The organism is Streptomyces sp. SID8352, from assembly GCF_009862265.1.
In the GTDB taxonomy this organism is placed as follows: Bacteria; Actinomycetota; Actinomycetes; order Streptomycetales; family Streptomycetaceae; genus Streptomyces.
In genome coordinates, this window is the sequence record NZ_WWGX01000043.1 from 183734 (window position 1) to 209371 (window position 25638).

The window sequence follows — 25638 nt, forward strand, 5'->3', positions numbered from 1 at the left end:
ATGGTCGCGTGGTCCTTCGGGGCCGAGGTCATCGGAGCAGCAGCAGTACGGCGCAGGTGACGGAACCGGCCACCGCGAGCAGCACCAGGGCGGTCCAGGAGAGGGCGTAGCCGGTGTAGACCCGGCGGGCCCGCGGCGGATAGGCGGCGACGGCGTCCCGGCCGCCGCGCCGCAGCGCCAGATAGGTCCGGGTCTCCGGGGCGAGGTTGGCGGCGCCCAGCAGGTGGCAGAGCATCCGGTAGCCGTCCAGCGGGGGCAGCGGCACCAGGTTGCTCAGGGCCTGGACGGTGCCGACGAACAGCATCCCGGTCAGCACCGGGCGCACCGGGTCGGAGGGGTCCAGGAGGGACCACCACAGCGCGAGGGGCAGCAGGAGCACGAGGTTGACGTACGCGCCGGCCCCGGCGACCACCAGTTTGGCCCGCAGGCCGGGCAGGAACAGGTAGTTGTCGACGGTGCAGTACATCATCAGGGTCGGGAAGCGCCAGCGCAGTCCGATCTCGGAGACCACGCCGCCGTAGTGCCGGGCGGCGACGCCGTGGGCCAGCTCGTGCAGGCAGATGCTGAACCAGAGGAACACCGCGAACGGCACCAGCGCCGAGGGCCGCCCCAGCAGCTCCAGCGTTCCGTCGACGAGGGCCGCCGGACGGGCCAGCAGGGCGGCCGTCATCGTCAGAACGGCTGCGAGTAAAGGGAGTTGGACCCACGGCCGCAGCAGCGGGCGCAGCGGGCGGTACAGGCGGCCGGTGGTCGCGTGGGCGTCCGCGACGGTCCGGCGGCTGCCCTTCCAGAAGCCCCCGGTGCGGGCCGGCGCCGGCCCGGGCGGGGCGGGGTCGGGGGAGTCGGCGAGCAGGCCCCGGGTGCCGAGCAGACCCAGCAGCCGCGTCCACTGCTCCTCGGGGAGCCGCAGGCGGAACCGGTCCGCGTACGCGGACACCAGATCGTCCAGGTTCCGGGTGCCGTCGAGGCGGCTGATGACGAAGTGCTCCTTGGGACCGACCTCGAACGCGGCGCCGCTGACCGGGTGTTTGATCAGGTGCACGGTGCGCGGACCGCGCAGCAGCGGCGGGCTGATCAGCACCCCCGGGCGCAGCGCCGGCCGGTAGGCGCGCACGGCTGCGGACCGCTCGGCGGCGGACGGGGCCGCAGGGGCCGTCGGGGCCGAACGGCCGCCGGAGGAAGGGACGGTGGGGGAAAGGCCGGTGGTGGAGGCGCCCGCGGCCGGGGCCGCCGCGGAGGGTCTCCCGGCGGAGCGGTCGGCGGCGCTCACGAGGCCCCCTGTCGTCCGGCGGCCGGTTCCCGCAGCACCCTGCCCAGGACGAAGGCCAGATACGCCTCGTCCCGGATGGTGACGTGCAGCCGGTTGTTGGTCATGTGCATGTACGGCGAGAGCAGGCGGGGCAGCACCGCCGGCACATGGGTAACGGGCACCAGCGGCGCCGCGTCCGGCTCCTCGGTCCGCCGCTGCCCGCTGTCCTCGCGGGCCGGACCCTCCCAGGCGGGGAAGGCCAGCCCGCCCCGCACGGCCAGCTCCTCCACCCCCGCGCGCAGCTCCAGGCAGTGCTCGGCCCAGCGGCGCAGGAACGCCGGGAGCCTGCTGAGGTCACCGCCGTCCACGGCCCGCCGGATCCGCGCGAACCGGGCCCCCAGCGTGGGCGCCATCCGCTCGTACGTCCGCTCGTACTCGGTCGAGCCGATGAAGCCGGTGCCGGGGAACAGCCGGTGCCAGAAGGCGTAGTAGGAGTCCAGGTACTCCGCGAGCCGATCCTCCTCGGGCAGGAAGCAGCTCGCCATCACCATCATGAGCTGGGCGGAGGTGCCCAGGAGCACCGTCCGCAGGTGCAGGTTCATGCCGCGGTACGCCTCCAGGACCAGGTCGCTGGAGTGCCGGAAGTGCCACTCGGCGAGCCGGACCCCGGCCGGGCCGCCGTACTTGGCGTACTCCGGGGCGTACGGCTCGTAGGAGAAGGAGTTGTTGGGCCGCAGGTTCATCCGGCCGTCGGCGCCCATGTACGCGTCCCGGTCCCCGTCGGGGAACTCGATGTCGAAGAGCGCGTTGTAGAAGTCCCTCAGGAAGCCCGAGTCGACCTCGTACAGGGCCGGGCGGGAGGCGAGGAAGGAGCGGATCGCCTCCTCCGCGCGGCGCCGTACCTCCGCCTCGGCCGCCGGGCCGCTGGGCCGCAGGCGCAGCCGCACATGCGGGCCCTCCAGCCAGTAGTTGATGAAGAAGTGGCCGGACAGCAGGCCGTCCCCGGTGAGCGAGTCCACCAGCGGGCGGACGCAGTTGACCAGGAGCGGCTGCGGGTTGGCGGCGTAGAAGACGTGCAGCGCCAGCCAGGGGGCGTCCCCCTCGGCGTCCGCCGCCCGGGTGTCCAGGGGAGCCGGGAAGGCCGCGGGTTCGGTCAGTTCGGGCATGACGGGGCGACCTCCCGGTCGGAGTGCGGCAGGGGGCGGGTGGTGAAGGTCTCCACGGCGAGCTCGGCCACGTGCCGGCCGCGCGGGGAGGTGAGGTGGAGGCCGTCCTCGGAGGGGAGCATCTCCCGGAAGACCACCCGGGTGCCGGGCTCGCGGTCCACCAGGGCGTCGAACGCGGCCAGCGAGAGCGGGCTGTCGAAGTCCACGTACACGGGCTTGGCCCCGACGGGCCCCCGGCCGGAGCGGGAGGCGGTAGCGAAGCACCGGTCGGGCAGTCCGTGCGCGCGCCGCCAGCGCAGGAACTCCAGGTAGTACTCCTCCTCGCCGCTCCCGGCGCGGCGGACCGGCAGCGCCCCGGCGTCGGCGGTCCAGCTCCGCCGCGACACCACCACGCCGCCGTGCCGCACCCGGGGCCTGCGGGTGACCCCGTCCTCGGCCGGGCCCTCCGGCACGCCCGCCCAGACGTCGAACGGGGCCATGGTGCTGGGGGAGAGCAGGAGCAGGGTGCGCGGGATCTCGGGCAGCGCGATCGGCACCAGATAGCCGAAGTAGGCCGGGACGACCTCGCGGCCCAGGCGGCGGGAGCGCAGCACCAGGCGGCCCGCCTCCTCGTCGTGCTCGACGTAGAGGTCGTCGAGGTGGATACGGTCCTCCTCCGGCACCGAACTGGTCTCGCCGGGGCAGACGATCTGGTGGTCGGTCAGGCGGCCGTGCAGGTTGAGGTTGCTGCTGACCGGGCCGCCGGTGACCTCGGCGAACACCGCGCCCCGGGGGCGCCGGGCCGCCATCTCCTCGCGCAGGGCGCCGGACAGCGGAGGTGCCTGCTCCCCGGGGCCGTCGTAGAGGTGGGTGAAGCGGCTGAACGGGAAGGCCAGTCCGCCGTAGGACTTGTTGAGGACCACCAGGGGCGGACCGCCGGGTGGACGGGAGAGCTGGAGGTGGTGGCTCTGCGGGGTGAAGTGGCCGCTGAGCGTGCCGAGTTCGGCGGCGGCCCCGTCGAGCAGCGCGCGGGGCAGCTCGATCTCCGCGGCCTCCCCGCCGCCGTCCCGCCAGAGGGCGCGCATGCCCTCGTGGAAGTGGCGCCGGGCCCGGTCGAGGGCCTTCATCTCGGGCTGCCCGAGCCAGTTCTCCTCGGGCCGGTAGCCGCCCTCCTCGTCGAAGGCGGACCGCTTGGAGGTGAAGGAGACGTACTGGTCGAAGAAGTCCTCGTGGAAGTCGTGGACCAGGCCGAGCAGGTCGTCGCACCGCCCTCCCCGGCCGTAGCGGGCGAGGAAGAACCCCAGCAGGGTGACGCGCTGGGGCAGCGTCAGGTCGAACAGGGGCAGGACGCCCTCGACCGCGCGCAGCGCCCGGCCCGTCTCCCCGCCCAGCACGGCGGGACCGCACACCGCCTCCCCGTCCGTGCGCACGTCCTCGTACATCAGGGTCTGCGGAAGGGCCGCCGACCCGTCCGCGCCCAGCTCCCGCTGCACCTCCAGGAGCCGGTTCCGCAGGGAGGCCAGCAGGTCCCGGCGCTCGCGGACCCCGGCGCCCGGATAGCGGGCGAGGCAGTCCGCCGGGCCGTCCAGCAGCCCTGCCAGCCGGTCGGCCCACGGCACCCGGAGCGAGCGCAGCGCGTCCTGGTAGGAGCGCAGCGGATCACCGCCGTGCACGTCCGCGCGCAGCACCGGCACCTGCACCATGCCGAGGTCGACCAGGGCCGAGGCGTAGCGCTCGCACTCCTCGCGCCCGGTGTCGTGCTCGGCCGCCAGCCAGTCCACCAGGTCCCGGTGGCGCACCGGGGCGTCCCGGCCGCCGAGCCACTCCAGGAGGCGTTCCAGGGTGCCGCTGCTGCGCAGGTAGAACAGCCGGTCGCGGACCGCGTCGAAGGTGACGGCGGCGCTGTCGTCGCCCGCCGTCGTCACGTGGCGCACATAGCGGATGCGGTCGGCGTCGCGTCCCCAGCCGGGGGAGAGGACCACCGGGAGGTCCCGGCGGCGCAGCGGGTCGGCCATCACCAGTTCGGTGATCCGGGCCAGCACCACCACGTTCAGCCGCACATGGCTGACCCAGTCCCCGTCGGTGCGCAGCTCGGTCCCGTCGTCCGCCGGGTCACCGGCGAAGGTGCCGAGGCCGATGCCGGTGAAGGTGCTGAAGGGGCTGGTCTTGCAGGCCGTCCGGTACAGATAGGTCAGCGCGGCGCGCTCGATCTTGCGCAGCCGGTTGCCCGGCCGCTCACCCGTGTCGCGCAGATAGGTGTCCAGCCGCCCGTCGAGGGCGGGCGAGGCGAGCAGCAGGCCGAGGCGCAACCGGTCGTCGGCCAGCGACGCGCGCAGCGACCGCCGGCTCTCGCGGAGTTCACCGGCGAGCAGCTCCGCCCCCTCGGCGCGCCGTCCGTCCAGCCGGGCGCGGTCCAGGAGCCACCGCCCGACGCGCCGCCCGGCCTCCGGATCCCGCTCCGACACCAGCAGTTCGGCGGCCCCGGGGTCGGCGGGCAGCCGGTTGTTGAAGATCTGCCGCCGCAGGGCGAGCAGTCGGCGGCGCGCGACGGGGTCGTCCTGCCCGCCGTCGGGGCCGGTGGTGGCCTTGACCAGGGTGTGCAGCAGGTCGCTGAGCGTGGCCCCCTGCGCGGCCAGCCGTTCCTCCTCGGCCAGGACATCGTCGGCCCAGCGGCGGGTGTCCGGGCAGCGCAGTCCGTGCACGGTTTCGATGGGCAGTCCGGCGGCGCGCAGCAGGAAGCGGCGGCCGGGTTCCCAGTGGGTCCCGGACTCGGTGGCGGGCACGGGCGCGCCGGGGTCTGTGGAAGTCATGGGGAGTCCTTAGCGGCCGTCAGGCGATCTCGTGGCGGAAGTCGGCGGGCCCGGGGCGTTCGTGACCGAGGGCCATGATGAGCAGGGGGGCCTCGTCCCCGTCGGCGAGACCGAGCCGCTCGACGTAGGAGACGTTGTCGAAGCCCAGGGCCACACCGGCGCCCAGGCCCAGGGCGGCGGCGGCCAGGTAGAAGCTCTGCGCGACGGCCCCGGCGGTGCCGACCGCGAGCCGGTAGCCGCGGTCCCCGACGGCGTCGAGCACGGCGGTGGTGCGCACGGTGGGCACCAGGACGGCTCCGGCCTGCTCCAGGTTGTAGTTGGCCAGGAAGTAGTTCCGCTGGAGGAAGGAGCCCTGCGGTCCGGCAGTCACCAGCCGCAGATCGCCCCGATCGGCGTCGTAGGCGTACGCGCCGGGCTCCACGCCGTCCACGTGGCCGACGAAGGCGTAGAGCCGGGCGAGGCGCAGGGTGTCCAGCGGATCGGTGTCCCCGGCCAGCCGGGTCCCGGCGCAGGCCGCGAGGACGGCGGACAGCTCCCCGGCGCCGACCGGCCGCCGGGCGTCGAAGCGGCCGAAGCTGGAGCGCCGGTCCCGCAGCGCCCGGCGCAGTCCGGTCTCCGGGAACCGGGGCGGGGGGAGCGGGGTGCGGATGCCGCCGTCCCCGGCGGGCAGCGCCGCCGCCGGCGCCAGGGCACCGGCGGGCGGCCGGCCGGCGGCACCGGCGAGGGTCGCCCGGTGCATGGCGTCCAGGGCGTCGAAGTCCAGCAGGGCGCGGGAGCGTTCGGCGTCCCGGTGGCGGACGGAGGGGCGGTGGCCCGGGTCGGTGCGCGGGGCCCCGGCCGGCCGGGAGGGAGTGCCGGTGCGGGCCTGGGCGGCGACCGGTGCGACGGCGGGCGCGGGGGCAGGAGTGGTGACGGGCGCCGGGGCCGGGCGGGGCGGGCCCGCGGAGCCCCGGGCGGCGGGCGCGGTGTCCCCGCCCGGCGCGGCCCAGCGCAGCGGCACGACCCCGAACACCGTCTCGTCCCCGCCCCGCACACCGAGGAGTTCGTTGAGCCGGGGCTCGTCGAACCAGAGCACGGGGGCGAGCCGCAGCCCCCGGGCCAGCGCCCAGATCCGCCAGGTCTGCACGAGGGTGCCGAGGTCGGTGGAGACCACGTGGAAGGAGAAGCTGTTGTACTTGAAGGAGTTCTGCCAGTACTTGACGCCGAGGATCAGGTACTGGTCCGTGTCCCGCGCCCAGCCGGGCGCGTCCGGGCCGAGCGCCTCGCGGACCCGGTCGGTGACGTCGCCCGCCAGGAGCCGCAGCATGGCGTGCCGGTGGACGTCGTAGTGGTGCAGCCCGGGAGTGAGCGGACCGGAGGGGCCGCAGGCCCAGTGGATGGTCACCGGGTAGAGCCCGCCGCCGCCCGAGGTGCCGCGCGACCAGTTGGCGTGGGTGTAGAAGGGCAGCCCGGGCAGATCGGTGTTGGCCTGGACGCCGAGGCGGCGCCCGGTCAGCCCGTAGGAGTCCCGGAGCATCGCGGACAGCAGGCGCAGGTCGAAACCGGCGCCCTGCTCCCGGGCGGGGGCGGTGCCGGGCAGCAGCCCCGGGGCGACCGGCACATCGGCGAGGTCCTCGGTGCCCGGCAGCGCGAACGCCTCGGCATCCGGGTAGTACTTGCCCTTGCGCGGGCCGTCGGCCCAGTTCACGACATGGTCGGTGGGTTCCATCGGGACCCGGCCGCGATGCAGGATCGCCTGCGCGTACTCATGGGCGTATCCCATGGGGGTCCTCCTCTCCTCGGGCAGTCGGGCGGTCGGGCGGTGGGACCGGCGGCGCGGTGCGCCGGGCGGGCGTCGGAGCGGTCCGGCCGCGCGGGTCGCGCGCGGCGCCGATGCGGCCGGGCGGTCGGCCGGTCACGGGAACGGGTGCGGGCCGGGGTTGAGTCCGGCCGCGGTCAGGTCGTCCGGCCGCAGCCCCGCCTCGCGCAGCGCCGTGCGGGTGCGGGGCATGTGCCGGGCGCGCTGCCGGGTCCAGCCGAAGTCGAGCGGCAGCAGTCCGGGCACCAGCACCTTCACGGTGGACAGGCCGAGCGCGCGCTGCTCGGGTGTCGTCTGGTCGACGACGACCACGTCGAACCCGGCCCCGGTCACCGCCTCCACCGCGCACAGCAGGTCGTCGCGGATGTCGGGGCCCGAGCCGTCGGCGCGCTCCCAGCGCAGGCCGGAGACCGCCACCGGCGCGGGCGGGGAGGGGCGGCGGAGCAGGAAGTCGGCGTGGCGGCCCATCTCCGGCACGGCGTAGACCAGCGGATGGTCGTGCAGGCTGGTGATCCGCCCGAAGTCCTCGGCCATGCCCCGGTAGGCGGCCTCGTCGCGCCGGAAGCGCTGGAGGAGCTGCACCGAGTCGGTGGCGATCTCGCACAGCGCGGCGGCCAGCGCCGCCTCCGGGTCGAGGGCGGCCCCGGCCCCGAAGCACATCCGGGCCGGACCGCCGTCGAACCGCTCCGCGACCCCCGTGACGACGGGCACCGGGAAGGTGATCCGGGTGTCGAAGAAGCGGGCCCGGTACCCGTACATGGCCATCCGGTCCACCATCACCCGGGTGTGCGGATCGGCGCTGGTCGCCGGGTCGATCTCGGGCAGCGGCTGCATCCCGTGCCAGGCCAGCAGGAACGCGTCCCGCTCCAGCACCTCCATCAGCCCCCCGAGCACCGCCTCCTCCGGACTTCCCCCGGAGGCGCAGCCGTTGGAGCTCTCCTGGACGAACCGGTGCTCGATGCCGGGCTTGTGGTAGAAGGCCAGGACCTCCGGAACGGGTCGGGGCCGCCCGTCCCGCAGCGACCAGCCCCACACCCAGGGGATCGGACGGGAGGGCGAGAACGGCGGCACCCAGGGGTTGTCCCGGTGGAAGGCGTCCGTGTAGAGCCCGGTCTCGCGCGGGTCCACGGCGTCCGGCCCGAGGTCGTCCAGGGCCGCCGTCAGGGTGAGGTCGCGGCCCCGGGCCCGCATTCCCGCGAACCGCTCCAGGCCCTCCAGCACGCCGATGCGGGTGCTGTCGTGGTAGGTGTCGGCATGACCGCCCCAGAAGGTCTCCCGCAGGTACTCGCCGGAACGGCTGGAGAAGCAGCCCACGGTGGCCGAGGTGGTCGGCGAGGTCACGTCGCACACCACGGACGGACCGACCGCCCCCCAGTGCGGGTTGGCGAACGCGTCGACCGGCAACCGGTACGCCGCCACCGGCCGGACCCGGCTGACGCCCGGCCGGTACTTCGGCGCGGGCCGCAGCACCAGGGCGGCCGACTCCGCGGTCACCGGCTCCGGTTCGCCGCAGCCGGGGCAGTCCGGCTCCGGCACCAGCGGATGATGACGCACCGTCAGGTTGTCCAGGTCCACCAGCCAGACGTCCGGGAAGGGGCCCCCGTCCTCCGGCGGAGCGGTGCCGAGCCGGGCGATCAGGGCGGCCACGGCCTGGGCGGCGAACGGCGACCGGTACGGCCACGGCCCCGACTCCCGTGTCCCGCCGCGCAGTTCCAGCCCCTCCCGCAGCCCGACCGAGCGCACCCCCTGCCACCGGCGGCTCAGGCATCCGCCGCAGCCGGGCCGCCCCGGCGCGGGCCGGGGCCCCACGATCACCTGGCGCCCGTACAGGTGGACCGGCAGCGTCGTGCGCGCCGCCCGCTCGGCGGCGGCGGGGGCGGTGAAGGCGTCCCGCACCCCGAGCGCGGCGACCGTGACATCCGGCAGCCGGTGGCCGCCCGGCGCGGCGGGCAGCTCCGCCAGGGCCCGGCGGAGGTCGCCGGCGAAGAGACGGCACGCCTCCCGCCGGGCCGCCCCGGGCCCGTCGGTATCCGCCGCGACGACGGAGGGCGTGACTGCGCGCGGCGCCACGGCGGGCGCGGCGCCGCGCGCCTCGGGGGCCGTGCCCGTCCGGCCGGGCACGGCGCGGTCACCGGGGGACCGGCCACCGGTGCCGGTGGCGGAGGCGAGGTCAGCGGTCATCGGCGGTCGCCTCCGTGAGCAGCACCCGCACGGTGCGGATGCCGGCGGCGGGCAGATCGGCGGCGTGGGTCGGCACCACGAACGCGTCCCGCCCGGCGGCGGCCAGCCGCTCCAGCACGTCGGCCCAGGCCACCGGCGCGCCGTCGGCGGGCGGTGCGGCGCCGTCCGGGCCGGTGACCGGGACCAGCGCCGCGTCCAGGTCCACCAGCAGCGGGTCCCCGGTGTCGGCGTCCTCCAGCACGCCCTCCGCGTCGAGTTGCAGGGCGCCCAGCAGATCGCGGAGGGCGTCGGTGGCCGCGGCGGTCCGCTCCAGGGCGGCACCGACGGCCCACCGGACCGGCGCCCGCCCCCCGTCGGTCCCGGCATCGGTCCCGGCACCGGCGGCCCGCCCGGCGGCGCTCGCCGGTCCGGCCTCCGCCCCGCCCGGTCCGGCCTCCGCCTCCGCCTCCGTCCGCGCGGGTACGGCCGTCGGCGGCACCGTCCTGGCCAGGACGACGGACACCCCGCTGTGTTCGGCCTCCCCGAGGTCGAGGAGTTCGACCGCGTGTCCCAGATGCCCGGCGGACCGCAGCAGGAAGGTGGCCTCGGGATCGTCGCCGAACGCCTGCGGCGGAATCACCGAGGTGCGGCCCGTCCCCCGCACGGCCCGCCGCAGGGCGTCATGGGCGAGCGCGGAGAGCAGCCCGGCCGCCGCGGCCTCCGGCAGACCGCCGCCCGCTCCGGTCCCGGCACGGGAGGGCTCGAACCGGCGGTCCGCGTTGTCCGGGCCGAAGGGCCGCACCGCACCGGACGGCACCCGCACCTGCTCCTTGGTGACCAGGGAGACGGCCGCCGACCAGGAGGCCACCGGACCGTCGCCCGCGCCGGTGGCCGCGGTCAGCCGCTCCGGAGCGACCTCCGGGAGCGCGCCGTGGGCGGGCCCGGCCGGGGCCGGGGGCACCACGTGCTCGGCGTAGACCCCGGCGGCGGCGTTCAGCGCCCGCAGCCGCGCGCCCGCCGTGTGCTGGACGTCGAAGGCGGCGACGGTCCGTGTCCCGGCCGCGCCGAGGCCGACCGCCACGGCCCCCACCTTCAGCGGGAGCTGGGTGACCGGCTCGTCGGCGTACCGGGTGAACACGCCGACCGACGGCCGGACGGCGAGCGAGCGCCGGTCGAGTTCAGCGAGCGGCCCCTCGGTCGCGCCGTCGTCCGGGGCGGCGGCGACGACCGGCTCGAACACCGGCCGGGCGGGCGCTGTCGTCAGGTCGACGGGCTCCGGCGCGGCGGACGGCGTCCGGCAGAACGGGCAGCGCGGATGGGGCAGCAGCCGCTCCGCCAGCACGTCGAAGGAGGCCATGTCCTGGATCAGCACCTGGTCCCGGGTCTCGGCCGGCAGCGCCCCCGTGACGAGCCGGAAGACCTCGTAGCCGAGCAGATTGCCGAGCATCGCGGCGAGCGGCCCGCGCGGAGCCGGACCGGTGGCGCCGTGGCCGAGCGCCAGCCCGCTCCAGAGGTCCGCCGCGACCGCGGGGTCGCCGTTCGCGCCCAGCCGCAGCGCCGCGCAGACCGCGCACGCCCCGGAGTCCGGGGCGGTGACCGGCCCGACCACCGCGCGGCCGCCCAGGGTCCAGGCCGGGAGCAGCACGCGCCCGTCCGGGACCCCCTGGCGGAGCAGGGCCACCGCGGTCCGGAACGCGTCCCGGCCGCAGGCGGCCACCACCACGTCGTACCCCTCGTACCCCTCGTACCCCTCGTACGCCTCCCAGCCGGCCTCCGCCCCGGCCGGGGCGTCCGGCAGTACCACGACCTCGGCCGGGCTGCCCTCCTCGGTGAGTCGCGCCGCCTCGTCCAGCAGGGCGCCGAACTCCCCAGCGGTGGCGTCTCCTTCGGCCAGGGCGGACTCCACGGCGACATGGGCGCCGCCGTTGCGGACCAGGGAGAGGGCGCACCAGTGGGCCACCGGACCGTCGCCCAGGACGGCGACCCGGGCGGCGCGGAACGCGGCGAACCTCCGCTCGGCGCCGTCCGCGTAGTGGTCGAGGTAGGCGATCTGCTGGGCGAAGCGGGCGGCGACCGCGCCGGCCACGGGCGCCCCGTCCGTACCGTCCGTGCCGTCTCCGGAGGGTCCGGCCGCGGGCCGGGCGAAGCCCCGTGAGTAGAGCGCCTTGACCAGGCCCCCCACCATCGCCTTCTGCGGCTCCTTGAAGCCCTGGCAGATCTCCGCCACCGTGCGGCTCCCGTCGAGGTGCGGGACGAGGAGGGTGGCGAAGCGGTAGGCGGACGGCGAGCTGAGCTGGAATCCGCCGTCGGCGTTGTGGAAGATCACCCCGCCCGGGGTCTCGGTGAACAGCACGTCGCGTCGCACCCGGGGACGGGTGCCGGCGGTCTCCTCGTACGGCGTCGTGGGCATGCGGGGGTCACACCTCCGGAGCGCGGCCGGTGGCCGCTGGGTCTGAACGGGGGAGCTGAACAGGGGGGTTGCACGGGGGAGCCGGGCAGGGGAACAGGCCGGTGGCCGGACGGGAGGGCGGGTCGGACGATCGAGCGGGGTGGGGAAGCGGGGCAGTTGCCGTAGCGGGGGACGGGAGTGGGGGGAGGGGAGAGGGAGAGGGGACGGGAGCGAGAGTGCGGGAGGCAAGGGACGGGAGGAGGCGGGGGCGGGGGAGCGGACGGCGGCCGGGCGGGACGGGGAGGTCCGCGGCGGCGCGTCCTCCGGGGCCGTGCGCGTCACACGGCCCCGGAGGGGAGGGCGTGCCGCGCGGTGGCGGCGACGGGCCGGGGGACGCCCCCGGCCCGGGCGGCCCTGAGCCGCGCGTGCGCGCGGAACAGGGGGTTCATCCGGAGGTCCCCGGGCTGCTCCTCGTCCAGCAGCCCGGTGTCCAGCAGCCGTTCGAGCAGCACCTCGGCCTGGGCCTCGGGGACGGACAGGACGGTGGCCGCCTCCGGCGCCGTGATCCGCCCCTCCAGCCGGGACAGGCGCAGATACGCCTGGGCCAGCGCATCGGGCAGCCGGTCCAGTGCCCCGTCGAGGGCCTGCGGCACGGACATCCGGGGGTCGTCGGGCAGCGCCAGCCGGGCCGGGAGGTCCCGCCGCAGCCAGGCGGCGCAGTCCGCGAGACGCAGCTTGGGACGGGTCAGCAGCCGGGCCGCGGCGATCCGCAGGGCCAGCGGAACGTGTCCGCACAGGGCGGCCAGGCTCCGGGCGGCGGCGGGTTCGGCCGCGACCCGCTCGGTGCCGAGGACGGTGGTGAGGAGCGCGTGGGACTCCGGCGGGGGCAGCGCGCCCAGCCGCAGCACGGCCGGACCGTGGGTGGCGACCAGGGCGGCCAGCCCCATCCTGCTGGTGACCACCGCCGCGCCGCAGCGGGCCAGGTCCAGCACTCCGCGCACCTGGTCCGGGTGCACGGCGTCGTCCAGGATCACCAGGCAGTCCTCGGGCGGGGCGGTCGGGGGCAGCGCCCCGGCCAGCTCCCGGGCCGCCTCGGCGGCGCGCCGGGGGGTCCCGTCCGGGCCGGTCAGCGGGAGCAGGACGGCGACGGGGTAGCGGTCGGCCACCGTGTGCGCGGCGTGCAGGGCGAGCGCGGTCTTGCCCATGCCGGGGCCGCCGGAGACCAGCGCCGTCACCGGGGCGGCGGCCGACCCGCCCCGGTGACCGGCGCTCCGGAGACGGTCCACCAGATCGGCGGTGGCCGGGGCGCGCCCGGTGAAGCCGGGGACGTGCGGGAGCCGGGGACCGGGCGCGGTCGCGGGGCCGGGGGAGCGGGGGGCGGCACCTTGGGAGTGGGAGCGGGTGACCGGGCCGCCCGCGGTGGCGGTGACCGGTCCGCCCCCCGCGGCGGTGGCGGGGCGGCCCACGGCGGGGTCCTCCGCCGCCCCGTCGGGACCGTCGGTCGGCCCGGCCGGGAGGCGCGGGCCGGCGGTCCCGGCGGCCGGGCGCGGTCCCCGGACGGTCAGGGCCGCGTCCCGGACGGGTCCGCGCGGTTCGTCGCCGCGCAGGATGGCCAGTTCCAGGCGGCGCAGTTCGACGCCCGGGTCGACGCCCAGTTCGTCGCGCAGCCGGTTCCTGATCCTGCGGTACTCGGCCAGGGCCTCCATCTGCCGCCCCTCGCGATACAGCGCGCGCATCAACTGGGCGGTCAGCCCCTCGTGCTGCGGGTGGTCCCGGGTCGCTTCCCAGAGGTCCACCAGGACCTCCCGACATCGCCCCTGGGCGAGCTGGATCTCGCAGACGCGCTCCAGCACCCGCAGTCGCTCCTCGGCCAGCCGGGGCACCTCGTCGCGGTGCAGCAGATCGGAGGCGACGTTGGCGAGCAGCGGCCCCCGCCACAGGGCGAGCGCTCCGCGCAAGAGGGGGAGTTCGGACTCCCCGCCACCGGCCGCGCGGGCCACCAGGCTCCGGAAGTGCAGCAGGTCCAGGGTGTCGTCGTCGGCCGGGAGCCGGTAGCCGCCCGCGACCGCCACGACCGCCTGGTCCTCGATGTCGTACTTGGCGAACAGCCGCCGCAGCCGCAGGACGCAGCTCTGCAGGGCGGCCTTGGCCGTGGCCGGCTGGTCCTCGCCCCAGACGGCCTGGCGCAGCCGGTCCACGGGGACCACCTCGCCGGGACGGAGCAGCAGCGCCGCCAGCAGCGAGGTCGGCTTGGCGGTCGGAAGGACGACCGCTTCACCGCCGTCGGTGATGCTGAGCGGGCCGAGCAATTGAAATCGCAATGCTTCCCCCGAGACCTTCGGAACACCTGCCGAACCGACTCGTCGTGATCTGTCCGAAAAAGTGGATGCCGGGTGCGCACGACATCGATCGGCCTTGCGGCAGTGGTGAGTGTCTACCTGCGTAGAACGCGGGTCAAGAGGAGGTCATGGAGACGTTCCCGACGGGCCGCGATTCCCGGCCTGGCGTCAAGTGCCCTGGAAAACAGCGTTGTTACTGGTGAGAAGGGTTGGCCGGGGCGCGCGGTGAAGGAGGGGTTCCACCGGGGGCGTGCGCGGGGCGGGCGACAGTGTTCGGTCAATGTTCATCGCACGGTGATCAAGTTTCCGGCCATGTGAGGGAGTTCGCCCGGAGACATGCCGAAGGCCCGGTCGGCGCCTCCGTGTTGGGAGGATCCGACCGGGCGTTCACCGCGCCGGTCCCGGCGTCAGGCCGAGCAGGAGGTGGTGCTGCAGGTGGAGCTGGAGGTCGAGGTGGAGCTGGTGCTCGTGCAGCCGGCCAGCACGACCTCGCTGGCGTCCGAGTAGTCGGAGATCTCGAAGGTCTCGGCCTCCAGCTCGAGGATCTCGTCCGCGAGGGTGCTCAGGTCCTTGTTCATGACGCCTCCAGTTGAGTGGGTCCGGACCGCCCGGCGGCGGCACCGAGGGGGTACGGGACCATTGCAGCGGGCCCCGCTCACCGTTCCGGGTGCCTGCCGCTGTCATTCCGCTGGCATCCGGTGCCAGCGGACGGCGGACCGTCGGTTTCCGGCCGTCCGTGGCTGCGCGGCGGGACGTCTCCGGCGGCGCGGGGCGGCGTAGGGAGGGAGGCCGGCGCCCCCGCCGGACATCTCGGTACGGCTCCGGCACGCGCCGGCGAGCCGTGTCTCGGCCGCCGGACACAGGGTCGGACACGGGGTCGGACGCGTGCCCGTGCGGTACGCCGTGGAACACGGCGGAGGCTACGGGCGGCAGCAGGCGCAGGACACGGGCCCCGCCGGGAAGGCTGTCCGGTTCCGAACCCCCGCCGTGAGCCGAGGCGATGGCGGCGGCGACGGCCCGCCCGGAGCCGCTCCCGTCCTCGGGCGGGTGCGCGGCGGCCGGACCGGGAGGGGTGCCCTGCGCGGGGCGGCGCGCGGCCCGGCGCTCCGTGCGTGGCGGTGCGCGGCCCGTCGGGTCCGGCCCGGCGAGAAGCCGTTCGGCGAGACCCGGACGGTGGTGAGCGGGGCGCGCCCCGTGCCGTGAACGGCCCGTGCGGGGTGGGGTGCCGGGACCGGGCGTGACCGTGTACCGGCCCCGTGTGGCATCATCGCGCCGATGCGACCCGAACCCTCGCTCCTGCGTGAACTGATCGACATGTCACCGGCCGTCCGCGCGGTGGCGGGGCGCGGCTGCCCGGAACCGGCCATCCGCGCGGCGGAGGCCGAGGTGGGTCCGCTGCCCGCGTCGTTCCGGTGGTGGCTGGCGGAGTACGGCTCCGGGAGGGTGGACGGCGCCGACGTCGTGACCGTCGCGCCGGGCGGGGTGCGCCTCGACGCCGACGACCTCGTCGGACGCCGCGAGGGCGACCGGATCGGCCTCTGGGACGACGGCTGCGAGGGCCCCTGTCTCCTCGCCCTGGACCAGTGGGACGGGGAGGAGTGCGCCGTGGTCCGCCGGGACCCCTTCACCGGCGAGGAGGAACGCGTCGCGGACTCCTTCGCCGGGTTCCTGACCGTGCGCACCGCCCTCGCCCTCGGCCTGCGCGACGGCCCCAACCCCACGGTGGCCCGGCTGTGGCGTTCCGTCCCCGGCGTCCTGCTGCCCGGCGGCGGGCGCCTCTACGGGCCGCACGTCATCCGGGAGCACAACGCCGCCCACGGCGTCGCGGCCAGCGCGCCCCACTGGGTGCTCGTGGGCGACGACGGGGACGGCGGCGGCCTGTTCATGCGGCGCCACGGCCGCGACCGGACCTCGGTCCATCTGCTCGGCCTCGATGCGGTGGAGCACGGCGTCGAGACCGCCGGTGAACCGCTCACCGGCGACCTCCTCGCCTGGGCCGCCGCCGAGGTCGCGGGGCGCTGAGGCTGTCTGACCGGTCCCGCCTGCCTCACGGGGCCGTGCGCGCACTCTCGCCGCACCGACCCCAGTCCGTCCGTGTCGCACCGCGATCTCCAGCCGGGTCGCGCGGCCGACCGAGCACCTCGGCGCCCGCCAGGGTGAGCCGGCGGCGGCGCACGTACTCCGACAGCGGCATCCCGGCGAGCGCCGGGAACATCCGGCGCAGGGGGTACTCCGAGGTCGCCGCCACTCGCGCCGCCACTCGCGCCGGTTCCAGGCCGTGGACCGGCCGGTCGAGCCGCTGCTCCAGGTGTTCCAGGGCCTGGTTGAGGCTACCCGCCGCAGTTCAAGGCGGACGCGGTCGCGCTGTACGAGTCGCGGCCGGAAGCGACGATCAGGTCGGTCGCCGCCGATCTGGGGATCAACCCGGGGACGCTGCGGAACTGGGTTCGGGCAGCCGGGGTGAGCCGTCCCCGGGGACGGCGGACGCAGGATTCCTCTCAGTCGCCGGCGCCGCTGGAGGCGGAGAACGCCGCCTTGCGGAAGAAGGCCCGTGAGCCGGGGGAGGAACGCGAGATCCTGCGCAAAGCGGCGAAGCATTTCGCCGGGGAGACGCGCTGGTGAACCGCTTCCAGTGTGTCGCCGACCTTCAGCGCCGTCACGGCGTGAAGCGGCTGTGCAGCATCCTCGGCGTCAGCCGCTCGGGCTTCTGCTACTGGCGCCGGACAGCCGCTGACCGGGCCGCCAGGCGGCCGACGCCCGCCTGGCGGCCCGGATACGGGCGGTGCATCAGGAACCGGACGGCACTTACGGAGCCCCGAGGATCACTGCCGAGCTTCGCGAGGAGAACGGTGAGGCGGTCGACCACAAGCGGGTCGCCAGGATTATGCGTGTGTTGGGGATCGAGGGGTCCGGTTGCGTCGCCGGCACCGCACCACCGTCCCCGACCCGGTAGCGGCCAAGGCCCCGGACCTGCTCGGCCGCGACTTCACCGCGGACAAGCCGAACACGGAGTACGTCGGCGACATCACCTACCTGCCCATCGACGGGGGGAAGTTCTGCTATTGATCAGGAACTCATGGGGTTCTCGTCCAGGATGTAGCGGACGTGTGGGCCGCCGAAGTAGCCGCGGACGATGTGTGGCTGACGCTGACGTCGGCGGAAGAAGCGGCGGGTCTCTGCAGCGAGTTCGGCCTGGTTCCGGGCCCGGTGCTGCTTGGGCAGGCTGTGCTTGAGGTCCGCGTTGACCAACTCGTCGGGGTTCAGCTCGGGTGAGTACGTCGGCAGGAAGTGCAGTTCGACGTCGTCGGGGTGGGCGGCGAGCCAGTCGCGGACCTTCCTGGATCGATGGGCGGAGTGCCCGTCGGCCACGAGGTGGACCTTGTGGTCGAAGTGGCCGGCGAGCCGGTCCGGGAAGCGGCACATCACCTCGGCGGTGAAGCTCTCGGTGAAGACCATGAAGTGCATCCGGCCCCTGGTGCTGATCGCCGGCATCGCGTTCACCGAGAACCGGTTCCCGCTCCGCCGTACCACCGGTGTCCTGCCCTTCTCACCCCAGGCCCGGCCGGCGACCCGGTCCGAACGGATCCCGACCTGGTCGGCGAAGAGGATCTCGCCGCCGTCCTTCTTCGCCTTCGCGCGGATTTCCGGCCAGGTCTCCCGGTGCCGGCGCCTGACCGCATCCGGGTTCCGCCCGACGGCCCGCTTGTCCGGGCGCTGGAAGGACAGCCCCCACCGCTTCAGGTACTTGCCAACCCCCACCTCGGTCATCCGCACCCGGTACAGCTTCGCGATCAGATCGCCCACCAGACGCCGCGTCCACAGCTGCCCGGAAAGCCCCACGTCACAGGGCCGGTGGTCCAGGACCGCCTGCCGCACCGCGGCCTGCCCGGACTCCCCGAACACCTGGTGCACACCGACCGGCCTGCCACGCGGACGCATGACCAGCGCCTCCCGCCCNCCGGCCTGCCACTTCACCCACCACCCGTCGACAGCCTTCAGCGACACCCCGAANACCNCCGCCACGTCCTCACGGTCCCGCCCCGCCNCCAACGCGGCCACCNCCCGCAGCCGCAGGGGCCTCCCGCGCCGACGGCGACAGATGCCGCGCGTCCCCCACCAGATCGCTCACACCCCACCAACGACCCAGAACCCAAACCGATTCGGATCAATAGCAGGGCCGGCCCGCGGCCATCCGGTCGATTGGCAGCAGGGCCCCGTCCAGCATATTCCTTGACCGAAAGCCCATCCATCAAGGACTTCACCTGCCTTTCACCCCAACTGCCCGGCCCGTCCGCCAGGTTGGAAAGAGTTCACTGTGTTCAGGCATGTGCCGTCAAGCCCTTATCCGGCAGGGTATATGGCATCGACATATACTCCACGCACCGCCGTCGGCCGAAGAAATACCGTCGGCCGATGGGCGACGTCAAGGAGTATTGGTGATTCAGTTTCGGCAGATGGAGTACTTCGTTGCGGTGGCGGAGGAGCGTCAGTTCAGCAAGGCCGCAGTGCGGCTCGGGGTGGGCCAGTCGACGGTAAGTGAGCAGATTCGTTCGCTGGAGCAGCAGTTGGGGGCGGAGCTGTTTCTGCGCACGAGTCGGTCGGTGACGTTGACCCCGGCCGGGGTGGCGTTTCTGGCCGGCTGCAGGAAGATTCTTGCCGAACTGGGGCATCTTCAGCAGGCCGTGCTTGCTCATGCGCGTGGAGAACTCGGTCGTCTGCGGATCGGCGCCGTGGGGCCCGCGCTGACGGGAGTGGTACCGACAGTGCTGCGCCGCCTGACCAAGCTCTCGCCGGGGATCAACGTGACTCTTCAGACGATGGGCACGGAGAAGCAGGTGCGAGCGCTGGCTCAGGGCGATCTGGAGGCCGGTTTCGTGCGGGCTGTCAGCAGGCGTCCCGGTCTGAGGGTGGAGACGATCACCGATGAACCGCTGTGGGCGGTCCTTCCCCGGGCCCACCCTCTGGCAGGAGACGACTCCGTCGACCTGGCGGACCTGAGCGGTGAGACCTTCGTCTTCTGGCCTCGTGACGCCAACCCCGCCTTCTACGACCAGATCATCGCCGCGTGTCACCAGCACGACTGCATTCCGGGCCACCTGGTCGAGGGCACCGACATGCAGACCCAACTGGCCTTCATCGGTGCGGGCATGGGCGTGTCGGTGCAGCCTGCCTCCTTCAGGGACGCCGGCCGCGCCGACCTGGTGTTCGTGCCTCTGCGCGGCGGTGTCAGGACTGTCGCCCTCCAGCTGGCCTGGAGTCCTGAGTTCGAGACGCCGGTCGTCCGGACGCTGCTGCACGCCGTGCGCCTGAGCAAGACGGAACTCGGGGCCTGATCACCCCCCATCTATCGGTTCAGCCGATAGAAGCATCGCTTCGCAACCGTTGAGGCAATGATCGGGTTCCGTTTAACGTCACACCCACAAGCTCGTCACCGCAACACGGAAGTGGGCGCGACATGAACCCCCTTCGTTCTCGGCAGGATTTTGTACCCGGGTTCCGGGACACCTCTTCTCCCGCCCACCGAATGACCGCTTCACGCCCTGAAAAGGTGTCCCAATGATCTGGGAAAAGGAAAGCCAGGAAAAACCCCTGACAGTAGTCACGCTCGATTTCCCGGACGCGGACGCCGCAGAATTTATTGGCCGTCTGGGCTGTGACGGAATTGCCGTCGACCTGGAGCGCGGAAGCCCCACCGCAGGCGAACTTTCCGACCTCGCCCGCGCTTGTGCGGTGGCCGACGTTCCCCTGATCGGACGGATCCGCTGTCAGGAGCAATCCGTGGTCCGGTGTCTCGATGCGGGGATCACCATTCTGCAGCTGACGCAGGTGACCGGCCCGGCAGATGTCGACCAGGTGACGGACTGGGCGGCCTTTCCTCCGGATGGGCACCGCGGGATCGGCCGGGCACGGGCTAACGCCTTCGGCCACTACCCCGGCGGCTACCCCGCGTTCGTGGACAGCGTCCGCAGCGACGGCATCGCGCTCCTCGTCCACATCGAAACGGTCGAGGCCGTCACAGCCGCGTCCGAGATCGCTTCCCGCCCCTGGGTGAAGGCCCTCATCGTGGGCACACACGATCTCGCTGCGTCGGCCGGCCATCCCGGCGATCCCTCGCACCCGGATGTCCGGCGACTCGTCGAGCAGGCCACTGCGTGCATCGCGGACGGGGACAGACTCCTCGGTCTCTCCGCGAGTTCCCGCGACGAGGCGCTGCGGGCAACACACCGGGGCGCCGGACTGCTTCTGCTCTCCCAGGCCCGGATGCTGTCCCGGGCTCTGGAATCCGTCCTGACCGGCACGACGGAAGGAACCCGATGAACCAGCCCGTCCCCGTCACCGGCCAGCTCGTGGACTTCTGCGTGGAGGCCCGCCGCGCCTCGCTGGACCAGGACGTCAGGCATCGCGCCGTCAACGCCTTCGTCGACACCGTCGGCGTCGCCGTGGCCGGAGCACACGAGCCCGTCGTGACCGCCATGCACAGCGCGTTGAGGCTCACCGGCGGGACCGGCACCGCTACCGTCCTGGGAACCGGCCGCCGGGTCGACGGCCACGGAGCCGCCGTCGTCAACGCCGTCGCCGGACACGCGATGGACTTCGACGACCACCTCTCCGACGTCAACGGCCACCCGAGCGTGGTGCTCGTGCCTCCGGTCCTCGCGCTGGGCGAGGAACTCGGGCTGCCGGGAGAACACCTGCTGCGGGCCTACGTCATCGGCCATCAGGTGATGTGCGCCGTGTCCGCGGCACTCCCGGTCCGTGCACACTGGACGGCCGGTTGGCACGCCACGGAGACGGTGGGCGTCCTCGGAGTCGCCGCCGCCGCCGGAACGCTCCTTCAGCTCACCACCGCGGAGATGCACCACGCCTTCGGGATCGCCGCTTCCATGGCGGCTGGAAGCCGGCAGAACTGCGGCTTCAGCGTCAAGCCGGTCCATGCCGGGATGGCGGCCGGGAACGGTATCCTCGCGGCGCGGCTCGCCGCAGCCGGTGTGGACGCCGACCCCCACCAGCTCGAGGCACCGCTCGGCTACTTCGCCGTCTTCGGCAAGGACCCCGACCTCACCGCCGTCGCACCGGTCCTCAAGGAACGCTGGACCCTCTCCACCCGCGGCCTGAACGTCAAGGCGTTTCCCGCCTGCTACGCGGTCCATCCCGCAGGGGAGGCGGCCTTGGAGATCCGCGGCCGTGGCCTCGACCCCGACTCCGTCACCGACGTGGCGGTGACGGTCCAGCCCACAGGGCTCACCGGCCCGATCCATCACGACCCGGTCACCGCGGACCAGGCTCGCTTCAGCATGGAGTACACGGTGGCCGCCGCGCTGGCCGACGGTCGGCTCACCGCCGGTTCCTTCGACGATGCCCAGGTCACCCGCCCCGCGCTGCGGCGCCTGATGGCCACTGTGCGCACGGCGGAGGCCGCCGCTCCTCCGTTCGGGCCGCCGGACTTCACGCGCTGGTACGCCACCGTCGAGGTCACCACCTCCGACGGAACCCAGCACCGGGCGCGACGCGGTATGCCTCACGGCAGCGCCCACGATCCCCTGTCCGACGAGGAACTGGACACGAAGTTCCTCGACTGCCTGCGCAGCCCGGGTTCCGTGTTCGACGGGCCGACGCTGCTCGCCGCTCTGCGGGACCTGCCCTCGGCACGCAACACCGCACAGCTCCTCGGCCCGGCACGCAGCCGGACCGCACCGATCCTCTGAAGGAGAGCAAGCATGCCCAACATCACCGTGGAGATATTCGAGGGACGAACCCTCGACCAGCGCAGGCAGTTCGTCGAAGGCATCACCGAGGCGGCCGTCAAGGCATTCGGGATCGACCCCGAGGGCGTGCGCATCACGTTCTTCGAGATCGGGCGTCAGGACCTGGCCCGCGGAGGCCGCCTCTTCAGCGACAAGGCGGCCCCGGCGCCGACGGGAGAGAAGCCGTGAACCGCCGGCACACCTCCCGGGCCAGGCTGACGGCCACCGCATTCCTCCTGACCCTCGCCCTTTCCGCCTGCGGCAACGGGTCGGGGATCACAAGCGACGAGGACGGCACGGCAAGCGTTCGCCTCGCGTCCAGCATCACGGGAAGCTCATTCCTCGCGGTCACCGCAGGCATCGACCAGGGAATCTTCGCCAAGCACCACGTGGACCTGAAGGTCGTGAAGATCAAGAGCACCGCAGAGGCCACTGCGGCTCTCGCCAGCGGCGACGCCGACATCGCCGCCGCCCTCACCGAGGGCGTCATCTCCGCGAACGCCAACGGCGCCAAGCTGAAGATCGTCGGCAACCTGATGACCCAGGACCAGCACGTCCTCTACGCCGACGCCGGCGTGAAGTCCCTGGCGGACCTCAAGGGCAAGAAGTTCGGTGTCGTCGGCCCTGGCTCCGGCACCGAAATGCTGGCCAAGGCCCTCGCCGTCAAGGAAGGCCTCAAGGAAACCGACATCACCTACGTTCCCACCGGCGCGGCGTCCACGCAGCTCACCTCACTGGTGAGTGGACAGATCGACGCTGCCGGCCTGGTCCCGCCCTACGACAGCACAGCCGCTGAGCGAGGCAAGGTCGAGGTGCTCCAGTACCGGGACGTCTTCCCCGACATCACCCCGCAGGTATTTGCCACCACCAGCTCACTCATCTCCGCTCACAGCCCCGAACTCAAACGGTTCATGGCGGCCTACACAGAATCGGCCGTCTGGGTCAAGGAACACCCCTCGGAAGCGGTGGCGATCCTGCAGAAGGACGCCAGGATCTCCGCCGAAGCCGCCAAGTCGGCCTACGACTTCGCCGCACCGGACTACTCCACGACCGGCGAGGTCTCCACCTCGGGACTGCAGAGCTGGATCGAGATGAGCAAGAAGTACGGCAACACCGACAAGCAGCTGCCCACGGTCGACGACCTCTACGACCCCAGCCTGCTGCCGGGCTCACCCTGATCCGCACCACTGTCCACCCCGGCCGACCACGAGAGGGAACGACCATGGGCACGGCCACCACACAGCCGACCATCGACGTGAGCGACGTCACCTTCAGTTACGGCGAGACCACCATTGTCGACCGCATCAGCTTCCAGGTGGAGGAAGGGGAGTTCCTCTCCCTGATCGGCCCTTCGGGCTGCGGCAAAAGCACTCTGCTGGCCATGATGGACGGCGTCCTGAAACCGGACTCCGGCACCGTCCTGGTCGAAGGGCGCACACCGAGCACCGGTGAAGGCTCACGGGCCACGGTCTTCCAGGGATTCGCCCTGATGCCCTGGAAGACCGTGCTGGACAACGTCGCGCTGGGACTGCGCTACAAACGTCCCGACCTGAGCCGCACGGAACGCGCGGACATCGCCATGCAGTATCTGGAGAAGGTCGGTCTGGCCTCGTCGGCCCGCCGCTACCCCCGCCACTTGTCGGGCGGCATGCAGCAGCGCGTCGGCCTGGCACGCGCCTTCGCCGTCCAGCCCAGGCTCCTGCTCATGGACGAACCGTTCGGCGCGCTGGACGCCCAGAACGCCGAAGTCCTGCGCGACGAGGTCCAGGGGCTGGTCGAGCAGGAAGGCCGCAGCGTCATCCTCGTCACCCACAACCTGGACGAAGCCCTGCAACTGTCCTCCCGGGTCCTGCTCATGAGCGCCGGCCCGAGCACCATCCGCGACGACGTGCGCGTCGAGCTTCCCGCAAGGAACTCCCCGCACTACGCCGCCCGGTACGACGAGTACCGCACCCGCCTGTGGTCGCACCTGCGTGACGAGGTCGAAGCCACCCGGGCGCGGGAGAGGAACGCAGCATGACCGCCACGGAAAGCCCGCCGCTCGCACCGCCACGCCGCACTGCAGGCAGGCCTGGATGGTGGAAGCGCCGCCAAGGCCTGTGGGCACCGGTGGTGACCGTTACGATCATCCTGGTGATCTGGGAGGCACTGGGCCGCGCCGGCGCCTGGGATCCCCTCTTCTTCGCCCGCCCAACCGAGATCTGGTCAGGATTCCTGCACCTGACCGACGGGCCCCTGTGGTCCGACCTCGCGGTCAGCGGCCAGGAATTCACACTGGGCATGCTGATCGCCCTCGCCGTGGGCGTGCCCGTCGGCATGGCGCTGGGATCGATCCGCTGGCTCTACCAGTGTTTCGACCCCATCATCAACGCCCTGTACTCCACGCCGATCCTCGTCCTGACACCGCTCCTGGTGGTCTGGTTCGGACTCGGCATCGGCTCCAAGATCGCCAACGTGGCGATCATGGCGATCTTCCCCGTCATCATCAACATGATCGAGGGCGTCAGAACCACCGACCCCGCCCTGCTCAGGGCGGCACGCTCCTTCGGCGCCGGCCGCCTGGCCCTCTACAAGGACGTCACCTTCCCTGCCGTCACCCCCTTCTTCATCACCGCCATCCGCCTTGCCATCGGGAAGGGCATGATCGCAGTCGTCGTCGGCGAGTACATCGCTGCGACCGAAGGCATCGGGTACCGCATCCGCTCGGACGCCGAAGCGTTCAACACCGGCCGCTACCTCGCCGGCGTCATGATCATGGTCGTCATCTCCGTCCTCATCATGAGCGCCGTGAAGGTGGCCGAGAAACGCCTCACCGCCTGGCGTCCCACCATCTCGGAGTGACCGCGGCTTCCCCTCCCCGCCTCGCACCGGCCTTCAACCACACTCGACACCACAGAAGGGGCACACCCATGCCTACGCTCCGCTTCTACGGCCACGCCTGCTTCGGACTCGAAACCACGACGCTCAACCTCCTGATCGACCCGTGGCTCTCCGGCAACCCCGAACTGGGCGCCATCCCCTCCGACCTCCGGCCTCCCACCCATATCCTGGTCACCCACAACCACCGTGACCATGTCGGAGACGCGATCGAACTCTCCAAGACCTACGGCGCTCCGATCATCACCACTCCCTCCGCCGCCCGGCACTACAAGGGCGAGGGAGCCGCGACAGCACCACTCCACCTCGGCGGACGCCTCCCGCTCGACGGAGCAAGCGTCAAGTGCGTCAACGCCATCCACGACTCCCCCCTCGGCATCGGCGAGACCTGGCGCGTCGAACTGGGCGCCCCTTGCGGATTCGTCGTCGACATCGACGGAAAGAGCGTGTACCACGCCGGAGACACCGCCCTCTTCGGTGACATGGCCTTGTTCGCCCCGGTCGACGTGGCCCTCCTGCCCATCGACGGCCGGATGGTCATGGAACCCACGGACGCCGTCCGCGCCGCCCAACTCCTCCAGGCCCGCACCGTCATCCCCATGCATTGGCGGGACCAGGACCCCAACGCCTTCGTCGACCTGCTCACCGACGCAGGCATCGCCGGCCACGTCATGAAGAACGGCGAAACCCGCGAGCTGTGACTCCCGGCCGCACAGACCGGATCCGCTGACACTTCGCCCCGCCGACCAGGAATCGATCGACGGGGCGAAGAAGACATGGCGAGTTGGTGCGTGATAGCGGGTGGGGCGCCGGGCGGGCAGGTGCCTCCTCGTGCAGCATGGCGTCGGCCCTCAAGTCCGGCCTGCCGTGTTCGCCTACGCCCGGGCCGAAGGCGTCGAGCTACGACTGGACGCCACCGAGATCCAGGGTTGGTGAAGCCTCATTCAGCCTAGGACCGTGCCTTATGTGGTGAGGCGGATGAGTCGTTTGTAGCAGCAGGGGGCGGCGGCGAGGCCGAGGAAGGCCAGGTAGTTGCGGGGTTGAGTTGGGCTGCACCGGCTCCGACAGGGCCCACGCCACCGGCTCGGGGCGCGGCAGCTGCCCCGTCGGCATCCGGTACACCAGC

General features: G+C 73.2%; 20 protein-coding genes and 1 pseudogene. 10 read left to right on the plus strand and 11 right to left on the minus strand.

The features are described 5' to 3' along the window. Nucleotides 1-28: 28 nt before the first annotated feature. From GTY84_RS15270 to GTY84_RS15305, 8 genes are all read right to left on the minus strand, one after another. Nucleotides 29-1270 carry a M50 family metallopeptidase gene (locus GTY84_RS15270; RefSeq protein WP_345943442.1) on the minus strand — a complete coding sequence of 414 codons (1242 nt, stop codon included), beginning with the start codon at nt 1268-1270 and terminating at the stop codon, nt 29-31. After that, nucleotides 1267-2415: a lantibiotic dehydratase C-terminal domain-containing protein gene (locus GTY84_RS15275; RefSeq protein ID WP_161226802.1), complete on the minus strand. Its 1149-nt coding sequence runs from the start codon at nt 2413-2415 to the stop codon at nt 1267-1269. The genes GTY84_RS15270 and GTY84_RS15275 overlap by 4 nt, the downstream gene beginning before the upstream one ends. Beyond that, nucleotides 2403-5204, minus strand: coding sequence for a lantibiotic dehydratase (locus GTY84_RS15280; RefSeq protein WP_161226803.1), 2802 nt, complete (start codon nt 5202-5204; stop codon nt 2403-2405). The genes GTY84_RS15275 and GTY84_RS15280 overlap by 13 nt, the downstream gene beginning before the upstream one ends. A gap of 19 nt (nt 5205-5223) precedes the next feature. Then, complete coding sequence (locus tag GTY84_RS15285) at nt 5224-6966, minus strand: nitroreductase family protein (RefSeq protein ID WP_161226804.1); 1743 nt, start codon at nt 6964-6966, stop codon at nt 5224-5226. A 132-nt stretch (nt 6967-7098) separates the two neighbouring features. After that, entirely contained in the window at nt 7099-9183 is a 2085-nt protein-coding gene (locus tag GTY84_RS15290) for a TOMM precursor leader peptide-binding protein (protein ID WP_161226805.1), read from the minus strand. Then, a complete protein-coding gene (locus GTY84_RS15295) occupies nt 9173-11572 on the minus strand; it encodes a TOMM precursor leader peptide-binding protein (protein ID WP_161226806.1) in 2400 nt (799 codons plus the stop codon). The genes GTY84_RS15290 and GTY84_RS15295 overlap by 11 nt, the downstream gene beginning before the upstream one ends. Before the next feature lie 317 nt (nt 11573-11889). Next, entirely contained in the window at nt 11890-13872 is a 1983-nt protein-coding gene (locus tag GTY84_RS15300) for an AfsR/SARP family transcriptional regulator (RefSeq protein WP_161226807.1), read from the minus strand. Nucleotides 13873-14297: 425 nt separating this feature from the next. Beyond that, a complete protein-coding gene (locus GTY84_RS15305) occupies nt 14298-14468 on the minus strand; it encodes a thiazolylpeptide-type bacteriocin (RefSeq protein ID WP_031128743.1) in 171 nt (56 codons plus the stop codon). 697 nt (nt 14469-15165) lie between these two features. Between GTY84_RS15305 and GTY84_RS15310 the strand changes: the two genes are divergently transcribed. Then, nucleotides 15166-15912, plus strand: coding sequence for an SMI1/KNR4 family protein (locus tag GTY84_RS15310; RefSeq protein WP_161226808.1), 747 nt, complete (start codon nt 15166-15168; stop codon nt 15910-15912). 69 nt (nt 15913-15981) lie between these two features. On the opposite strand, the pseudogene GTY84_RS33855 reads toward GTY84_RS15310, so the two are convergent. Together GTY84_RS33855 and GTY84_RS33860 are read right to left on the minus strand one after the other, a co-directional pair. Next, nucleotides 15982-16207 (minus strand): annotated as a pseudogene (locus GTY84_RS33855) (AraC family transcriptional regulator); the annotation flags it as partial. A gap of 181 nt (nt 16208-16388) precedes the next feature. Beyond that, the gene (locus tag GTY84_RS33860; protein ID WP_237532287.1) at nt 16389-16550 is read right to left on the minus strand and encodes a hypothetical protein; all 162 of its coding nucleotides are present in this window, start codon (nt 16548-16550) and stop codon (nt 16389-16391) included. A 253-nt stretch (nt 16551-16803) separates the two neighbouring features. On the opposite strand from GTY84_RS33860, the gene GTY84_RS15325 reads away from it, so the two are divergent. Beyond that, the gene (locus GTY84_RS15325; protein WP_161226810.1) at nt 16804-16956 is read left to right on the plus strand and encodes a hypothetical protein; all 153 of its coding nucleotides are present in this window, start codon (nt 16804-16806) and stop codon (nt 16954-16956) included. On the opposite strand, the gene GTY84_RS15330 is transcribed toward GTY84_RS15325, so the two are convergent. Next, a complete protein-coding gene (locus GTY84_RS15330; RefSeq protein ID WP_345943443.1) occupies nt 16957-17913 on the minus strand; it encodes an IS630 family transposase in 957 nt (318 codons plus the stop codon). A 413-nt stretch (nt 17914-18326) separates the two neighbouring features. Between GTY84_RS15330 and GTY84_RS15335 the strand changes: the two genes are divergently transcribed. From GTY84_RS15335 to GTY84_RS15370, 8 genes are all read left to right on the plus strand, one after another. Beyond that, nucleotides 18327-19223, plus strand: coding sequence for a LysR family transcriptional regulator (locus GTY84_RS15335; protein ID WP_202551151.1), 897 nt, complete (start codon nt 18327-18329; stop codon nt 19221-19223). A 223-nt stretch (nt 19224-19446) separates the two neighbouring features. After that, entirely contained in the window at nt 19447-20208 is a 762-nt protein-coding gene (locus GTY84_RS15340; protein ID WP_161226811.1) for an aldolase/citrate lyase family protein, read from the plus strand. After that, on the plus strand, nt 20205-21596 hold the full coding sequence (locus GTY84_RS15345; protein WP_161226812.1) for an MmgE/PrpD family protein: 1392 nt from the start codon (nt 20205-20207) through the stop codon (nt 21594-21596). Before GTY84_RS15340 ends, GTY84_RS15345 begins: the two co-directional genes overlap by 4 nt. Nucleotides 21597-21608: 12 nt before the next feature. Continuing rightward, nucleotides 21609-21824: a tautomerase family protein gene (locus GTY84_RS15350; protein WP_161226813.1), complete on the plus strand. Its 216-nt coding sequence runs from the start codon at nt 21609-21611 to the stop codon at nt 21822-21824. Then, on the plus strand, nt 21821-22813 hold the full coding sequence (locus GTY84_RS15355) for an ABC transporter substrate-binding protein (RefSeq protein ID WP_161226814.1): 993 nt from the start codon (nt 21821-21823) through the stop codon (nt 22811-22813). Before GTY84_RS15350 ends, GTY84_RS15355 begins: the two co-directional genes overlap by 4 nt. A 44-nt stretch (nt 22814-22857) precedes the next feature. Next, nucleotides 22858-23655 (plus strand): ABC transporter ATP-binding protein, encoded by a 798-nt coding sequence (locus GTY84_RS15360; RefSeq protein ID WP_161226815.1) that lies wholly within the window; start codon nt 22858-22860, stop codon nt 23653-23655. A 113-nt stretch (nt 23656-23768) separates the two neighbouring features. Then, complete coding sequence (locus GTY84_RS15365; protein WP_202551152.1) at nt 23769-24476, plus strand: ABC transporter permease; 708 nt, start codon at nt 23769-23771, stop codon at nt 24474-24476. Between the two features lie 68 nt (nt 24477-24544). Beyond that, on the plus strand, nt 24545-25213 hold the full coding sequence (locus GTY84_RS15370) for a metal-dependent hydrolase (protein ID WP_161226817.1): 669 nt from the start codon (nt 24545-24547) through the stop codon (nt 25211-25213). The last annotated feature ends 425 nt before the right edge of the window (nt 25214-25638 follow it).

Excerpts from the sequence above, each read along its gene's own strand:
- GTY84_RS15280 (WP_161226803.1), bottom strand. The coding sequence starts at position 5,204 with ATGACTTCCACAGACCCCGGCGCGCCCGTGCCCGCCACCGAGTCCGGG.
- GTY84_RS15340 (WP_161226811.1), top strand. The coding sequence starts at position 19,447 with ATGATCTGGGAAAAGGAAAGCCAGGAAAAACCCCTGACAGTAGTCACG.
- GTY84_RS15275 (WP_161226802.1), bottom strand. The coding sequence starts at position 2,415 with ATGCCCGAACTGACCGAACCCGCGGCCTTCCCGGCTCCCCTGGACACC.
- GTY84_RS15350 (WP_161226813.1), top strand. The coding sequence starts at position 21,609 with ATGCCCAACATCACCGTGGAGATATTCGAGGGACGAACCCTCGACCAG.
- GTY84_RS15285 (WP_161226804.1), bottom strand. The coding sequence starts at position 6,966 with ATGGGATACGCCCATGAGTACGCGCAGGCGATCCTGCATCGCGGCCGG.
- GTY84_RS15290 (WP_161226805.1), bottom strand. The coding sequence starts at position 9,183 with ATGACCGCTGACCTCGCCTCCGCCACCGGCACCGGTGGCCGGTCCCCC.
- GTY84_RS15305 (WP_031128743.1), bottom strand. The coding sequence starts at position 14,468 with ATGAACAAGGACCTGAGCACCCTCGCGGACGAGATCCTCGAGCTGGAG.
- GTY84_RS15345 (WP_161226812.1), top strand. The coding sequence starts at position 20,205 with ATGAACCAGCCCGTCCCCGTCACCGGCCAGCTCGTGGACTTCTGCGTG.
- GTY84_RS15370 (WP_161226817.1), top strand. The coding sequence starts at position 24,545 with ATGCCTACGCTCCGCTTCTACGGCCACGCCTGCTTCGGACTCGAAACC.
- GTY84_RS15295 (WP_161226806.1), bottom strand. The coding sequence starts at position 11,572 with ATGCCCACGACGCCGTACGAGGAGACCGCCGGCACCCGTCCCCGGGTG.
- GTY84_RS15360 (WP_161226815.1), top strand. The coding sequence starts at position 22,858 with ATGGGCACGGCCACCACACAGCCGACCATCGACGTGAGCGACGTCACC.
- GTY84_RS15310 (WP_161226808.1), top strand. The coding sequence starts at position 15,166 with ATGCGACCCGAACCCTCGCTCCTGCGTGAACTGATCGACATGTCACCG.